This is a genomic window from Micromonospora sp. DT43 (assembly GCF_049841645.1).
Classification (GTDB): Bacteria; Actinomycetota; Actinomycetes; order Mycobacteriales; family Micromonosporaceae; genus Micromonospora.
This window is the reverse complement of record NZ_JBNCKR010000003.1, coordinates 50,974-66,308: the sequence shown is the minus strand read 5'-3', so window position 1 is coordinate 66,308 and position 15,335 is coordinate 50,974. Positions and strand designations below refer to the sequence as shown.

At 71.5% G+C, this 15,335-nt stretch carries 14 protein-coding genes and 1 pseudogene; 4 read left to right on the top strand and 11 right to left on the bottom strand.

Features of this window, described 5'->3' with window-relative positions; genetic code table 11:
* Window positions 1–20: 20 nt before the first annotated feature.
* From ACLQ26_RS08105 to mca, 6 genes and pseudogenes are all read right to left on the bottom strand, one after another.
* The gene (locus tag ACLQ26_RS08105; protein ID WP_425743845.1) at window positions 21–770 is read right to left on the bottom strand and encodes a MerR family transcriptional regulator; all 750 of its coding nucleotides are present in this window, start codon (window positions 768–770) and stop codon (window positions 21–23) included.
* Window positions 771–1,244: 474 nt separating this feature from the next.
* Window positions 1,245–1,382 (bottom strand): annotated as a pseudogene (locus ACLQ26_RS08100) (DUF255 domain-containing protein); the annotation flags it as partial.
* 81 nt (window positions 1,383–1,463) lie between these two features.
* Window positions 1,464–2,348 (bottom strand): hypothetical protein, encoded by an 885-nt coding sequence (locus ACLQ26_RS08095; protein WP_425743844.1) that lies wholly within the window; start codon window positions 2,346–2,348, stop codon window positions 1,464–1,466.
* 156 nt (window positions 2,349–2,504) lie between these two features.
* On the bottom strand, window positions 2,505–4,985 hold the full coding sequence (locus tag ACLQ26_RS08090) for a putative bifunctional diguanylate cyclase/phosphodiesterase (RefSeq protein ID WP_425744390.1): 2,481 nt from the start codon (window positions 4,983–4,985) through the stop codon (window positions 2,505–2,507).
* Window positions 4,986–5,214: 229 nt separating this feature from the next.
* Window positions 5,215–5,508: a hypothetical protein gene (locus ACLQ26_RS08085; protein WP_425743843.1), complete on the bottom strand. Its 294-nt coding sequence runs from the start codon at window positions 5,506–5,508 to the stop codon at window positions 5,215–5,217.
* A gap of 49 nt (window positions 5,509–5,557) precedes the next feature.
* Window positions 5,558–6,439: a mycothiol conjugate amidase Mca gene (gene mca, locus ACLQ26_RS08080; RefSeq protein WP_425743842.1), complete on the bottom strand. Its 882-nt coding sequence runs from the start codon at window positions 6,437–6,439 to the stop codon at window positions 5,558–5,560.
* Window positions 6,440–6,639: 200 nt separating this feature from the next.
* On the opposite strand from mca, the gene ACLQ26_RS08075 reads away from it, so the two are divergent.
* Together ACLQ26_RS08075 and greA are read left to right on the top strand one after the other, a co-directional pair.
* Window positions 6,640–7,080 (top strand): DUF4307 domain-containing protein, encoded by a 441-nt coding sequence (locus tag ACLQ26_RS08075; RefSeq protein ID WP_425743841.1) that lies wholly within the window; start codon window positions 6,640–6,642, stop codon window positions 7,078–7,080.
* Window positions 7,081–7,247: 167 nt separating this feature from the next.
* The gene (gene greA / locus ACLQ26_RS08070) at window positions 7,248–7,745 is read left to right on the top strand and encodes a transcription elongation factor GreA (RefSeq protein WP_266248993.1); all 498 of its coding nucleotides are present in this window, start codon (window positions 7,248–7,250) and stop codon (window positions 7,743–7,745) included.
* Window positions 7,746–7,864: 119 nt separating this feature from the next.
* On the opposite strand, the gene ilvA is transcribed toward greA, so the two are convergent.
* From ilvA to ACLQ26_RS08045, 5 genes are all read right to left on the bottom strand, one after another.
* Window positions 7,865–9,085, bottom strand: coding sequence for a threonine ammonia-lyase (gene ilvA, locus ACLQ26_RS08065; RefSeq protein ID WP_425743840.1), 1,221 nt, complete (start codon window positions 9,083–9,085; stop codon window positions 7,865–7,867).
* 123 nt (window positions 9,086–9,208) lie between these two features.
* The gene (locus tag ACLQ26_RS08060) at window positions 9,209–10,078 is read right to left on the bottom strand and encodes a DUF4328 domain-containing protein (RefSeq protein WP_425743839.1); all 870 of its coding nucleotides are present in this window, start codon (window positions 10,076–10,078) and stop codon (window positions 9,209–9,211) included.
* 46 nt (window positions 10,079–10,124) lie between these two features.
* Complete coding sequence (locus ACLQ26_RS08055) at window positions 10,125–11,534, bottom strand: amidase (RefSeq protein WP_425743838.1); 1,410 nt, start codon at window positions 11,532–11,534, stop codon at window positions 10,125–10,127.
* A 12-nt stretch (window positions 11,535–11,546) separates the two neighbouring features.
* Entirely contained in the window at window positions 11,547–12,689 is a 1,143-nt protein-coding gene (locus ACLQ26_RS08050) for a cystathionine gamma-synthase (protein ID WP_425743837.1), read from the bottom strand.
* A 112-nt stretch (window positions 12,690–12,801) separates the two neighbouring features.
* Window positions 12,802–13,848, bottom strand: a complete 1,047-nt coding sequence (locus ACLQ26_RS08045) for a YncE family protein (RefSeq protein WP_425743836.1) — start codon at window positions 13,846–13,848, stop codon at window positions 12,802–12,804.
* Between the two features lie 105 nt (window positions 13,849–13,953).
* On the opposite strand from ACLQ26_RS08045, the gene ACLQ26_RS08040 reads away from it, so the two are divergent.
* Window positions 13,954–14,376, top strand: coding sequence for an HIT family protein (locus tag ACLQ26_RS08040; RefSeq protein ID WP_425743835.1), 423 nt, complete (start codon window positions 13,954–13,956; stop codon window positions 14,374–14,376).
* A 74-nt stretch (window positions 14,377–14,450) separates the two neighbouring features.
* Complete coding sequence (msrA, locus tag ACLQ26_RS08035) at window positions 14,451–15,113, top strand: peptide-methionine (S)-S-oxide reductase MsrA (RefSeq protein WP_425743834.1); 663 nt, start codon at window positions 14,451–14,453, stop codon at window positions 15,111–15,113.
* The last annotated feature ends 222 nt before the right edge of the window (window positions 15,114–15,335 follow it).

The following is a 15,335-nucleotide window of genomic DNA, read 5'->3' as shown; positions in this document are numbered from 1 at the left end:
TGCAGCCCCGCCCGCCCGGATCAGCCGCTGAGCTTCCGCTCGGCGTAGACCTTCATCGCGTCCCGGATGAATATCGCCGTGCCGTCGCCGTGCACGTCGTAGTTCGCCGTGAAGCGCGGGTCCGCGACATACATCTCGCCGAGGTTGACGAAATACTCCTTCGTCACCGGCTCGGTCGTCAGCGACAGCCAGTCGTAGAGGCGCTGGGTGATCGCCTGCACCTCGTCGCTCTCGACCGGGATGCCGGCTTCGTGCGCTCGACCGAAGTCGGCCGCGATGTCGAGCTGACGTTGCTGGAACGCCTTCTTGTCGGCATCGCTGAGCGAGCGCCACCACTGGTCAGCCCGCTGGTACGCCTCGCGGCCCCACCGCTGCGTCACCTCCTGCTCGTACTGGGTGTGGTCGAAGCCGTCGAACACTTCCTCCGCCATGAGTTGTTCACCTCCTTCCATCTTGCGCAGCGTGGTCCGTACCGACTCGATCTGCCGCCCGATCCGCTCACGCTCCCGCAACAGGAGCCGCAGATGGGTGCGGAGCGCGGCCGTCGGCTCCCGTTCACCGTCCAGCACCTGGCCGATATCGGCCAGGGCGAGGCCCAGTTCGCGCAGCAGCAGAATTCGCTGCAGCCGTACCAGGGACTCCTGGTCGTAGTAGCGGTAACCGTTGCGGCCGATCCGACTCGGAGCCAGCAGTCCGACCTGCCCGTAGTGGCGCAGAGTCCGACTGGTCGTCCCGGCCGAACGGGCGAGGTCCTGGATCGACCATTCCATCGCCGTCCACCCCTGATCTCGCCTTCCACCCCTGATCTCTTCGTGCCAGTCCAGGTTAGAAGTTGACGTAACGTCAAAGTCAACCCGCCGATCCAGCGGGGGTTGTCCGGGTCCCGCCCCGCTCGGGCTGTCACCCCCGGCCGGCGAGTTTGACACCCCGCTGCCGCCTGTTTGACACCCCCGCCGGCTGGCTCGTCACCCCGAGGACGAGGCGGTAGACCCGCGTGGTGACGCCGACGACCGACCGCCAGATGACGCGGCCGAGCTGGACGAGCGTGGCGAGGGCGCGCTGGACGGTACGCTCCGAGGTGCCAACAAGGTCAGCGATGGCGCAACCGACGGCCAGGCGTCGCCCGTGGTGTTGGTGTGCGCGGCGATAGCGATGACCAGCTCCTCGTCGTGCGTGCACAACCGGTCACTTCTTGGCGTCTTCCCAGATCACGCACTACTGAGTTGCGATGTTCACTGACATCAGTGGCAGGCCGCGTAGCCCACCGAGATGAGCACCGGGACGTCACGCCGTTTCGCCTCGTCGCACCACGGCCACCAGTCGACCGGGTTGTCGGCGTGCTGGAGCAGGTACGGGCTGGTCGAGTCGGCCAGTCGGTTCACCCGACGACCATAACCACCGCCGCCGGGCCGCGCCGGGCGGTCACCCGGCCCGGGCCACACGGGCCCGGGCCGGGCGCCGCCTCAGCCTCGCCGCACCGCCACCCGCGCGGTGGTCTCGTCGCTGACGAAGACGTTGTACGTGGTGTCGTAGGAACTGGCGTTCGCCGAGACCTCGACGTCGCCCTTGCGGAACGGGGTTTCGCTGAACGACTGCGAACTCGACGTCCAGGCGATCGGGGCGCCCGGGGTGCAGGCCACCTCCGCCCGGACGATGCCCTTGGCGCGTCTGCCGGGCCACGTCTGGGTCAGGCCACCCTCGACGTAGACGGTGGCCGGTGCGGTACAGGTGACAGTGCCGCCCACCGTCACCTCGCCGGTCGCGGCGTCGATGGTGCCCGCGGGGGCCACGGCCACGCCGACGGCGAGCACCGGCGGCGCGGGCGGGTTGGCCACGTGCACCTCGCCCCGGGCCGAGCCCGTGGAGTAGTTGCAGCGCTGCTCGAACGTGGCGTCGAACCGCTCCAGATAGCCGTGCGGGCCCCAGGAGATGTCGGTGACGGTGAAGGAGCCGGTCTGCCCGTACGGACAGATCCGGTCGTGACCGGCCAGCGCGATGCCGGGCAGCGGGCTCTCGTAGAGGTACTCGGTGGCGCCGGTGTAGGTGCCCACGGTCAGCGGCTGGCCGACCGGCGCGCTCAGGTCGAGCATCCAGGGCCCGGCGGGCGGGTCGAAGACCTGGACGGTGAGGTGGTTCTCGGTGCCCCAGACGTTGAAGCCGTCGCCCGCGGCGGTGGAGAACGAGACGCCGTCGCCCTGGGTGATCGGATCGTCCGCGTCGCCGGTGACCGTCAGCGAGGCGGACTCCGGCGCGGCCTGTGCGGGTGACGTGATGGCCAGGGCGCCGAGCGTCGCGGCGGTCAGCGCGAGCGCCGCCGCGAGCACGGGACGTTTCCGGAAGAGTCGCATGCTGCCCCTTCAGCAGGTGGATGGGACCGCCCCGCAGCTTGTTAGATCCACGAGGCTCAATCGACTGTAGAGCCTTCCGCGGCGATCGAATGCCCCGTCCGACCTCCACCAGCGCGCACGGGACGGCCGGTCAGGCCGCACAGCCTGCGCGGTCGGTCAGGAGGCGCCGTCGGCACGGAGCCGGAAGACGTTCGACTCGGCCGAGTCGCGCAGCGAGCCGAGCACCGCACCGATCTTGTCCGCCGGCATCGGCTTGAAGAAGTGGTAGCCCTGCGCGGACGTGCAGCCCAACTCGGCCAGGGCCAGCCGCTGCTCGGCCGTCTCCACGCCCTCGGCGACCACCCGCAGCCCCAGCTCATGGGCGAGCCCCACGGTGGTCCGGACGATCGCCGCGGCCTCCGGAGAGTCGGCCATCCGGATCACGAACGAGCGGTCCACCTTCAACTCGTCCACGGCGATCCGGGTGAGGAAGGTCAACGACGAGAAACCGGTGCCGAAGTCGTCCACCGCGAGCTGCACACCCATCGACCGGAGCGTGGCGAGCACCTCGTCGATGATCTCCAACTCGCTCATCACCACCGTCTCGGTGATCTCCAGGACCAGCCGGTGCGGTGGCACCTGGTGTCGGCGCAGCGCGTCGGCGATCTCCGCCGGCAGCCGCGGGTCGAGCAGGCTGCGCGCGGAGAGGTTGACCGAGATCGGGACGTCCAGCCCCTCGCGGGCCCAGCCGGCGGCCACGCCGAGCGCCTTGTCCAGCACGTAGCGGGTGAACGTGCCGAGTTGCTCGCTGTTCTCCACCGGGCGGATGAAGTCGGCCGGGCTCAGCCAGCCGCGCCGGGGATGCTGCCAGCGGATCAGCGCCTCCACACCGGTGGGTGCGCCGGTGGCCAGGTCGACCGCCGGCTGCAACGCCAGCACCAACTGGTCGTCGACCTTCAGCGCCTCGCGCAGCTCGGCCAGCAGAGCCAACTGGTCGGTGCTGGCCGCGTCCCGGGTGCTGTCGTACGCGGCGACGCTGCCGCCGCCCTCCTTGGCCTGGTACATCGCGATGTCCGCGCGGCGCAGCAGCTCGGTCAGGTCGGCGGTGCCGGCGTCGGCGACCACCACCCCGACGGAGACCTCGATGGACATCCGCACCCCGGCCACCTCGGTCGGTGCGGCCAGTCGCTCGGCGATCTCACGAGCCTGCCGCAGCGCGTGCGCCATCGGCGCGGCCCGGTCGCCGAGCACGGGGACCGAGGTGAGCAACAGCGCGAACTCGTCGCCTCCGAGCCGGCCGAGCAGGTCGCCGGGCCGGGCCAGCGCGCTGAGCCGGTTGGCGGTGAGCCGCAGCAACTGGTCGCCGGCCGCGTGCCCGAGGGTGTCGTTGACTTCCTTGAACTGGTTGATGTCCAGCAGCAGCAGTGCCACCGGGTGGTCGTGGGCGAGCTGCCGCAGCGACTGGTCACCCTTGCCGAGCATCGCCGTACGGTTCGCCAGACCGGTGAGCGGGTCGTGCACCGCCTCGTACGACGATCGGGCGGTGACCAGCCGCAACTCACGATGGGTCGCGGCGTCGTGCAGGGCTGCGGCGAGCGCATCGCCGAACGCCGCCACCGCGTCCCGTTCCCTCATCGCGGGTGGAGCGGAGCGGGGGAACCGGACCCGTAGCTGGCCGACCGGCGCGGCGCCCACCGACAGGGGCCGCACCAACTCGTACTCGTCGGGCTCGGACCGGTCCGGAGGGCTCACCTCCCGGTCGAGCAGCTGACCGCCGGCGTCCCCCCGGTAGCGGCGCCACCTGCCGTCGGCCCGGGCCACGTCCACGTCGACCAGTTCGGCGTTGAACAACGCCAGCGCGCCGGTCACCGCCGCGCTGGCCACGCCCCGCTCGTCGAGCTGGTTGAGGGCCGCGGTGGCCTCGGCGAAGGCACGCCACGTGCGGCGTTCCTGGTCCGCGCGCAGCCGGTAACGGTAGGTCTGTTGCAGCAGCCAGAGCAACGGCGGGAGCAGCAGCAACCAGCGCGGATCCAGCTCCAGCAACGCGATCACGACCAGGCCGACCGCCACGTTGCCCACGAACATCAGCAGCTTGCTGCGCAGCGCGGCGAGCAGCGGGGGCCCGATGGGCAGCCCGTGCCGCAGCCCCAGCGTCACCCCACCGAGCCAGGCGGTCACCAGGAGGTAGGTCACCGACCCGGCGATCACGGCCAGCGCCAGCATCGGTGTCGGCGCGGTGAGCAGCGGGTGCCCCAGGGCGGTGGTCACGGATACGGCCAGCGCCGACGCGGCAGTCAGCGACGCGGCGATCCGGACGATCTCCAGCGGCGGACGGCGGTCACTGTGCAGCGACAGCGCCGTCCAGGCCAGCCCGGTGCCGAGCAGGGTGGCCGACGGCAGCCAGCCGGCCGGCGCGAGATAGAGGCAGACGATCAGGGCCGCCTCGCCCCAGGTGATGCTGACCATGCCGGCGGAGCTGCGGAAGCGGAGCCGGGCGAGTTGGGCCACGGCGAGGACGGCTACGGCGATGCCGAAGCGGGCCGGACCACCGAGAGGGTCGTCGGACGGCAGCCCGGCCGGAAGGGTCAGACCGACAACGGCGGCGACGAGAGCCGTCACCGTCACCGCAGCCGTCAGCACGAGCAGCCGGGCAGGCATGCCGTGGACCCCGAGCCGGTCGAACGGGTCGCCGGCCGGGCCGGAGGTCATCGACCTCCCCCGTCAGCCGACCGACCAACGGTACGGCGGGCGGCCGGTGCTGTGACAGTCATCGGCGCCCCCTTCCGCGCACGGCTCGGGGACTTTTGGTCCCCCGGCGGAAGGCTAAGCCAAACCGGGTGGCCGCAACAGGGGTCCACCACCCGGTTCGGCGTGAATCATGCCCGGACTACCCGTTCCGCTGCTGCTGGTGCCCGTTGGGAGCGGGCGCGGATGAATCATGCGCGCTGATCCCGTCTGTCGGATCGACGACTGAAGCGTCGGCCCTGGTCGCATCGACCGACCGCCCCGGCTGGGGGAACCGGTCGGGCAGACGCCGCAGTCGGGCATTCATGTTGCGGATCAGCAGGATGGTCGCGGCGGCCAACAGCAGGATGAGGAAGAGGCCCATCGGCCCAGCCAGGCCACCCGTGCGGGTGTCCCCGAAGTTGTTCTCCGCGAGCACCTGTGCAGCGGTCAGCATGGCGTTCCTCCGATGTGCGGTTACCTACCACAGTAGCCCCGGCCGGGTGTCAGCCCGCGTGCGCCGTCTCCCGCACTCCGGCGAAGAGGTCGGACTCGGGCAGCGGGCTGTCCACCACGGTGCGCGCCAGCTCGAAATCCTCCGTCGGCCAGGCACGCTGCTGCAGCTCCATGGGCACGTGGAACCAGAAGCCGTCCGGGTCGACCTGGGTGGCGTGGGCGCGCAACGCGTCGGCACGGACGGGGAAGTATTCGGCGCATTCCACCCGGGTGGTGATGCGAGGGCCCTTGTCCGGACGCTCTTCCCAGCGCTTGAGCCACTCCTCGTACGGCGACTCAGCGCCGGTGGCGAGCATGGCCTCGTGCAGGGCCATGATCTTGGCCTTGGAGAAGCCGATGTCGTAGTAGAGCTTCAGCGGCTGCCAGGGGGCGCCCAGCTCCGGGTAGCGCTCCGGGTCACCGGCGGCCTCGAACGCGGCCACGCTCACCTTGTGGCACATGATGTGGTCCGGGTGCGGGTAGCCACCCTCCTCGTCGTACGTGGTCACCACGTGCGGACGGAACTCACGCATCAGGCGCACCAGTGGGCCGGCGGCCACCTCGACGTCCTGAAGGGCGAAGCAGCCCTCGGGCAGCGGCGGCAGCGGGTCGCCCTCGGGCAGGCCGGAGTCGACGAACCCGAGCCAGGCCTGGTCGACACCGAGGATCGCCCGGGCGGCGTCCATCTCGGCGCGCCGGATGTCCGCGATGTTGGCCCAGACGTCGGGCCGGTCGAGCTTGGGATTGAGCACGCTGCCGCGCTCACCGCCGGTGCACGTCACCACCAGCACGTCCACCCCCTGGGCGACGTACTTCGCCATCGTCGCCGCACCCTTGCTCGACTCGTCGTCCGGGTGCGCGTGGACGGCCATGAGACGCAGCTGCTCTGCCAACTTCGGCGCTCCTCGTCTGTGCCGGCCGGTAGACCCGACCGGGCTCGACCGGCTGACCTGCCGGGACCCTCCACACCCCGCCGCCGGTCGGCACCACGGGGGGCCCGACCTGCCATTCCTGCCGTTTGGCCGGGCTGGGAGGATGGACTCCTGCCATTCTTGCCGATGCCGCCGACAACAACGCCAGGAGATACCCGCCGGTGACCGAGACGCACGCCACAATTTCACCGGGCACTCCGGTTTTTCCGGCCGGGCGCTACGGCCGACGCCGGGCACCCGGTGGAGGCCGCCGCCGTACGCTGCTGGCCGCGCTGGTGCTCCTTGTGCTGGTGGCGGTGCTGAGCCTGATCTCGTTGCGGCTCTATCGGCAGTACGGCGACCCGGTCTACGACGCCCAGGTGATCACGTACACCGACATCACGGACAGTCAGGTGGTTGTCGACTTCCGGGTCACCGTCCCGCCGGGTGGATCGGCGGTCTGTGTGCTGCGCGCCCGGGACCGCGCCGGGGTCGAGGTGGCCCGTACGGAGATCACGGTGACCGCCGCACCCGGCGACCGGCACGTCACCACCCGGCACCGGCTGAGCACCTCCGCCCGACCGTTCATCGGCGAGGTGCTGCGCTGCCGACCTGCCGCCTGAGCTGCGGATACGTCACCCCGTAACGCCTGCGGGCAACCCGTACCGACGGGTCTACCGCCCGTGCCGGATCCGGACACCGGCGGTGATCGCCGACACGCTGTGTCGTACCGCACTGGTAACTTGGTAGTTCACCTGTCAGCCAGCACGCACAACTGAGGAGAACGCCTGTGTCCACTGGCAACGAGGCGCCCGCCACCTGGCTGTCCCAGGACGCGTACGACCGCCTCCAGGCCGAGCTCGACGAGCACATCGCCAACCGTCCGGCGATCGCAGCCGAGATCAACGCCCGACGCGAGGAGGGCGACCTGCGCGAGAACGGTGGCTACCACGCCGCCCGCGAGGAGCAGGGCAAGGCCGAGGGTCGCATCCGCTACCTGCAGGAGCTGCTGCGCACCGCCAAGGTCGGCGAGGCCCCGACGGCCGACGCGGTGTCGCCCGGCATGGTCGTGACGATCTACTTCGACGACGACGCCGACGACACCGAGACCTTCCTGCTCGGCTCGCGGGAGATCGCCGCCACCACCGACCTCACCGTCTACAGCCCCGAGTCGGCGCTCGGCAAGGCGATCCTGGGTGGTCGCGCCGGGCAGACCTGCACCTACACGGCACCGAGCGGCGCCGACATCAAGGTGACAGTCGTCAGCTTCGAGCCGTTCTCCGGCTGAGCGCCAAGCGGCCCGCACCACAGTCGCCGATCCCACCGGGCGCCAGCGCCCCGAGGGCGCCTGAGCGCCGAGGGCGCCGAACAAGGCGTACCGCCGCCGAGGTGTGACACACGTCGGTGTCACGCCTCGGCGGCGAAGACCACCTGGTAACCACTGGCACGCAGCGCGCTGATCAGCGTGTCGGAGTGCTCCACGCCACGGGTCTCCACCGACAGGGCCACCTCCACCTCACCGAGGCTCAGGTGCGGGTTGGCCCGCTGGTGTTCCACGTCCACCACGTTGGCCCGGTGCTCGGCGATCTGGCTCAGCAACGAGGCGAGCTGGCCGGGCCGGTCGGAGCACCGCACCGTTACCCGCAGGTATCGTCCGGCGGCCGCCAGACCGTGCTCGATCACCCGCAGCATCAGCAGGGGGTCGATGTTGCCGCCGGAGAGCACCGCGACCACTGGCGTCTCCACCTCCACCACCCCGGCCAGCAGCGCGGCCACGCCCACCGCTCCGGCCGGCTCGACGACCTGCTTGCCGCGTTCCAGGAGCATCAGCAGGGCCCGCGAGATGTCCTCCTCGGTGACCGTGACGATCTCGTCGACGAGCTTGCGGACGTGGTTGAAGGTGATCTCCCCCGGCCGCCCGACCGCGATGCCGTCCGCGATGGTGGCGAACGCGGGCAGCCGGACCGGTTCCCCGGCCACCAGGGAGGGCGGGAAGGCCGCCGCGCCGGCCGCCTGCACACCGATGATGCGTACGTCCGGCCGCAGTGCCTTGGCGGCCACCGCCATGCCCGAGATCAGGCCTCCGCCGCCCACGCCGGTGATGATCGTCCGCACGTCCGGGCACTGTTCGAGGATCTCCAACGCCACCGTGCCCTGCCCCGCGATCACGTCCGGGTGGTCGAACGGGTGAATGAGCACCGCGCCGGTGCGCTCGGCGTACGTCTGCGCCGCCACCAGCGACTCGTCGACCGTGTTGCCGGCCAGCTCGACCTGCGCGCCGTACCCCTTGGTGGCGGCGACCTTCGGCAGCGGCGCGTTGACGGGCATGAAGACGGTCGCGTGCGTGCCGACCAGGCCGGCGGCGAGAGCCACACCCTGCGCGTGGTTACCGGCGCTCGCCGCGACCACGCCGCGTCTGCGCTCGGCCGCCGAGAGCCGGGAGATCCGCACGTACGCGCCCCGCACCTTGTACGAGCCGGCCCGCTGCACGTTCTCGCACTTGAGCCAGGTCGGTCCGCCCAGTGCCGCGCTCAGTGGCCGGGAGGGCTCCAGCGGGGTGGTCCGGACGACGTCGGCGAGTAGTTTCCGCGCAGCCCGTACGTCGTCGAGGCCGACCAGTTCCGTCATGCCCCGATCGTGCCACCCGGCCCCGGTGCCCCCTGCGGCGACACCGGGTTGATTCACTCGACATCCCCGACGTCGCGGCATCAACCGCGCTCCGACACCGCACCATCGGCGACCTGGAGTGGATCACGCAGTGGGCGCGTCCGACGCCGCCGAGGGCTGGACCGGGGCCGCCGGAACCGCCGGGGGCGCCGGCCACACCTGGGCCGGCCACACCTGGGCGGCCGGCCACACCGGCGCGGCGCGGGCGATCCGGGCCTCCTGTGCGGCGGAGATCCGGTGGATCAGCAGGATCAGCGTCACCGCGGAGACCGCGCAGGCCACCGCCGGCAGGGCGTTGCGGAGCAGGGAGTCGCCGTAGTAGTCGACGTACGCCTGGTAGCCGGCGTCGGTGAACGGAGTCTCCGGCAATGTGCCGTACGCCCGGTCGTCGGCGCGACTGGTCAGTCGCCCGCCGACGCTGAACACCAGCCAGGCGCACCACCAGACGACCACGAGGGTGGGCGTGAACCGCCGCCAGAGGCTGTCCCGCGCCACGCCCGCCACCACCCGGGCCGGCACCACGAAGTTCGCGAAGGGCACCAGCCAACCGGCGATCGCCCAGCCGGCCCCGAGCGTCGGCAGCGCGCCCGGGAAGGCGTCGGTGTTCTTCCGCGCCCGCCACGTCCAGATGATCACCAGCACGGCGGCGGTGAGGTGCGCCACCACCATGGGCAGCGCCAACAGCCCTGCGACGACGGCCGCGCCGAGCAACAGGTCCGGGTCGTCGTTGGCCATGGCCTGTCGGGCCATCACGATGCCGATCAGCGGGGACAGCGACACCACCACGTAGAACACGGCGGTCGCGCCGACGGCGACGTTTGCGGCCAGGCCGATCCCGCGGACGCGGTAGGTCGGCAACCCCGGCGTGACGGCGGGCTGCCCCAGCGGTGTGTGGCAGCGCTGGCAGTCGTTGTGCTCGGTGGACGTGGCGTCCCCGCAGGTCTGGCAGCGCATGGTTGTCCTTCGGGTCCGCGCGACGGTGCGCGCACACGTTAGACGATCATGCGACGGCCGGCGACCCCGTGCCGACGAGGGGGTAACCGGGGGCGTGGCGCGGCCACGGGGCGGCCATCTCGAACTGACCGGCCACGCCGAGCAGGAGCAGTTCCGAGCCGGGCGGACCGACGATCTGCACGGCGACCGGCAGGCCGTCCGGTCGACGGCCCACCGGCACCACGATCGCCGGCAGGCCGGCGATGTTCCACGGCGCGGCGTACGGGGCGTACCGGATGTTCGCCGACATGTTGGCCCGCCAGGACCGCTCGGACCAGCGCGCGGCCTCCGGCGGCGCGCTGGCCAGCGCTGGCGTGAGCAGCAGGTCGACCGAGTGGTCGGTGAAGAAGTCGACCGACCGCTGCCGCCAGGCGGCCCGGTCGGCCTCCCGGACGTAGCCGCGGCGCTGCGCCCACTCGCCAAGCGCGACGTGCCGCCGGGTACGGCGCTGCAGGCCACGGCGGTCCAGCCCGGCGGCCCGGACGTCGGCGGCGGCAGCAGCGAACCAGGTCGCGATGCCCTGTAGGCCCAGAGCCGTGGGGTAGACCGGGTCGGCCGGCACGGTGTCGTGCCCCGCGGCGGCGAGCAGCCGGCCGGCGGTGGCCACCGCGTCCCGGTTGGGCGCGTCCGGGGAGACGCCGCGCACCGGCGAGCGCAGTGAGACGCCCACCCGCAGCCGCTGCGGCGGGACCAGCTTCTCCGCTCGCCGGCCGGCGAGCACCGAGAAGCCGACCGCCGCGTCCGCGACGGTGCTGGTGAGCATGCCGTGCTCGGTGAGGCCGAACCAGTCGTCCGCGCCGAGCTGGCAGGGCACCACGCCCCGACCGGGCTTGAGACCGACCAGGCCGCAGCAGGCGGCCGGGATGCGGATCGAGCCGAGCCCGTCGTTGGCGTGCGCGATCGGCACCAGACCGGCGGCGACCGCCGCGGCGGCGCCGCCCGAGGAGCCACCGGGGGTACGCGTGTTGTCCCACGGGTTGCGGGTGACCGCGCTGTCGTCGTCGGTGAGCGCCCACAGCCCCAGCTCCGGCATGCGGGTGACCCCGAGGATCACCGCGCCGGCGCCGCGCAGCCGGCGGACCACCTCGTGGTCGGCCTCCGCGACGTCGGTGCGTACGGCTGCCGACCCGTTCCAGGTGGGCAGCCCGGCGACCGGGGTGTTCTCCTTGACCGCCACCGGCACCCCGGCCAGGGGGAGGTTGGCAAGGTCCTCCTGCTCGTCGACCTTCTCGGCCTCGGTGATCGCCTCGCCACCGCGAACGGCGCGGAACGCGGCCAGCTCGCGGTCGGCCGAGGCGATGTACTCCAGGTGGTCGGCGACGACCTGGGTGGCTGAGATGTCACCCCGGCGTACGCCCCGGGCGATCTGCTTGGCGGTCGCTCCGACCCAGGTCGCCATGATGTCCTGCACGGCCATCCTCCCCAGCGGTCAGCCGAGCGCCTGCTCCAGATCGGCGAGCAGGTCGTCGACCGTCTCGATGCCGACAGACAGTCGCACGAGATCGCCGGGAACTTCAAGCGGCGAGCCGGCAGCACTTGCGTGTGTCATGCGGCCGGGGTGTTCGATCAGGGATTCCACGCCGCCCAGCGACTCGGCGAGCACGAAGAGCGTGGTCCGGTTGCAGATCTCCACGGCGTGGTCCTCGCCGCCGGCGGCCCGGAACGAGATCATGCCGCCGAACCGGCGCATCTGCTTGGCGGCGACCTCGTGACCGGGGTGCGAGGGGAGCCCGGGGTAGAGCACCTCGGCCACCTTGGCGTGCCCGTCGAGGTACGCGGCGAGCCGCTCGGCGTTGTCGCAGTGCCGATCCATCCGTACGCCGAGGGTCTTGATGCCGCGCAGCGTGAGCCAGGCGTCGAACGGGCCGTTGATCGCGCCCATCGCGTTCTGGTGGTAGCGCAGCTCCTCGCCGAGCGCGGCGTCGGCGACGACGAGCGCGCCGCCCACCACGTCGGAGTGCCCGCCGATGTACTTGGTGGTGGAGTGCACCACCACGTCCGCGCCGTACGCGATCGGCTGCTGCAGGTACGGCGAGGCGAAGGTGTTGTCGACAACCAGCAGCGCGCCGGCGTCGTGCGCCACACCGGCCAGCGCGGCGATGTCGGCGATGCCGAGCAGCGGGTTCGTCGGCGTCTCCACCCAGATGATCTTCGTCCGGCCGGGCTGCACGGCGGCCCGGACCGCGTCCACGTCGGAGACCTTGACCGGGGTGAACTCCAGGCCCCAGCGCTGGGCCACCCGGGCGAAGAGCCGGTAGGTGCCCCCGTACGCGTCGTCCGGGATGATCACGTGGTCGCCCGGCTGGCAGACGGCCCGCAGCAGGGTGTCCTCCGCGGCCAGCCCACTGGCGAAGGCCAGGCCCACCGGCCCGCCCTCCAGCGCGGCCAGGCACTCCTGGAGGGCGTCGCGGGTCGGGTTGCCGGAGCGGCTGTACTCGTAGCCGAGCCGGGGCGCGCCGACGGCGTCCTGTGCGTACGTGCTGGTCTGGTAGATCGGCGGGATCACCGCGCCGGTGCGGGCCTCAGGGTCCTGACCGGCGTGGATGGCGAGCGTCTCGAAGCCGTGACTCATTCTGGTGAGGCTAGTGCCCCGCTCGGGCCGGCTGGAACGGAACCCGCGCCGCGGGTGGGGGTCGGGCCGTCCGGCCCGACCCCCACGTGCCGCCCAGGGGCCGGCGGGCCGGTCAGCCTGCCGGGATCGGCAGGACGTGCAGGGTGGCCTGGTCGACCCCGGTCCAGTCCCAGGCGACCGCGTAGAGGCGGGCGCCGTTCGGCGACCAGGCCAGCGCGCCGTCGCCGAGTTCGTCGCCGAGCTCGAAGCGGGCCAGCTCGGTGCCGTCCGGAGTGAAGACGAACACGTCCGGGTCGTAGGTGGCGTCCGCACCGGCCGCGATCCGGGTGCCGTCGCGAGAGACCTCGACGGCGTTCGGGTACGCCCCGGTGGGATAGGTCGCCGACGGGGTGGAGATGTCGGCGAACGGGAACGCCTGCACCTCGTACGGCGCTCCGGCGGCGGTGTAGAGGGTGGTGCCGGTCGGGTCGAGCGCGATGTCCCGCAGGTTGCTGCCGAGCACCGACCATTCGTTCGTCCGCAGGGTGGTAAGTGCTCCGCCGGCGCCGATGCCGTACGCGTACACCGACGACGGGCTCAACGACGGCTGCCCGGCCAGCAGCACCGACCGGTTCTGGCCGGCGGCGGTGAGCAGCGGGTAATCGTGGTAGTCCTGGCTGACCACCTGGGTGGTCAACCGGGCCGGCTGCCGGCCGAGGTCGATCTGGCCGATGTTGCCGCCCCACTGGTCACAGCCGTAACCGAACCACAGGTAGCGCCCGGTCAACGCCAGCGACGACGGGCACTCGCCCGCGCCGGTGTCGTACCGGGCCGACTCGACGAGCGAGCCGGTGTCGAAGGCGGCGATGGCGTTGGCCTTGGGCAGCGCCACGTAGAGCGTCCGCCGATCGGCGCTGAGCAGCAGGTCGGTGGGGCCGGGCAGGCCGGACAGGGTGCCGACCACCGTGCCCGTCGCGCTGGTCACCACGACGTCGGTCGAGGTACGGCCACCGCTGACGAAGACCCGGTCACCTGCCGACACCACGTCGGCCACCGTCTTCAACGGCAGCGGGGTGACGGTCGGCACCGCGGCCGCCTGGGCCTGGCCCGGGATCGCGGCGGTGAGCAGCCCGGCGGTCAGTACCGCCAACGCCAGGGTCGTGCCTCTTCTGATGCGCAAGTGCGTGTCCTTCCCCCCATATGATTCAGACCGGTAAATGACTACCACAGTCGATGGGTGTACGGGGGGCGCGTCCCGCAGGGGCCGGCGACATAGCCTGGTGCGATGAGCGGGTGCGTGTTCTGCGGGATCGTGTCGGGTGACGTGCCGGCGTTCCGGGTCGCGGACGAACCGGACGGGGTGGCGTTCCTGGACACCCGTCCGGTGTTCAAGGGGCACGTGCTGGTGGTGCCCCGGGTGCACCTGGTGACCCTCGCCGACCTTCCTGCCGACCTGCTGCCCGGCTACTTCGCGCTGGTCCAGCGGCTCGCGGTGGCGGTCGAGGCCGCCCTGGGGGCGGGTGGGACGTTCGTGGCGATGAACAACAAGGTGTCCCAGTCCGTCCCGCATCTGCACACCCACGTGGTGCCGCGTACCAGGGGCGACGGCCTGCGGGGCTTCTTCTGGCCGCGCACCAGGTACACCGACGACGGCGAGGCACAGACCTACGCCGATCGGATCGCCGCCGCCCGTGACGGCGGTGCCTGAGTCGGAGTGACGCGGGTAAGGAAGGAAGACCTACCGGTGTTACACGCTGGGAGAGGTACGAGAGGAGTCCCACCGTGTTCCTGCGCCGTATGAACGCCGAGATGATTTCGCCCGAGCAGGCCCTACCGGGCCGGCAGATCGCCATGCCTGTCGCCGACCGCCACGAGGTGCTGGGCACCCCGCTGAAGGGCCCGTTCCCGGAGGGCCTCCAGGTCGCCGTCTTCGGCATGGGCTGTTTCTGGGGTGCCGAGCGGCTGTTCTGGACGCTGCCCGGCGTCTACACCACCTCCGCCGGCTACGCGGGCGGCATCACCAAGAACCCGACGTACGAGGAGACGTGTTCCGGCCGGACCGGGCACGCCGAGGTCGTCCAGGTGGTGTACGACCCCAGCAAGATCACGTATGAGGACCTGCTGAAGGTCTTCTGGGAGAACCACGACCCGACCCAGGGCATGCGCCAGGGCAACGACGTCGGCACCCAGTACCGGTCGGCGATCTACACGACCACCGACGAGCAGCGGGCTATCGCGGAGTCGTCCCGGGACGCCTTCCAGCCGATCGTGACCCGGGCCGGCAAGGGTGAGATCACCACCGAGATCGCCCCGCTCGGCAGCTACTACTTCGCCGAGGACTACCACCAGCAATATTTGGCGCCGACGAAGAACCCGAACGGGTACTGCAACCACGGCCCGAACGGGCTGAGCTGCCCGGTGGGCGTGGCTCGCACCGCGAGCTGACCTCCGCCACCTGTACGACCGCGATGCCCGGCTGCCGAGAAGGTGGCCGGGCATTTCCGTTCGGCCCTGTGATCGAAATCCGTTGCAGAGCCCGGCGGGAACTCGATAACGTGGCCGTACACGTGAAAGGAGGTGGTCCAGACTTGTATAGCAATCGGACTCGTGAGGTGGCTGTCAGCTAGCCGCTGTCCTCGACAGTGATCCGTCCGCCGTAAGGCGGGC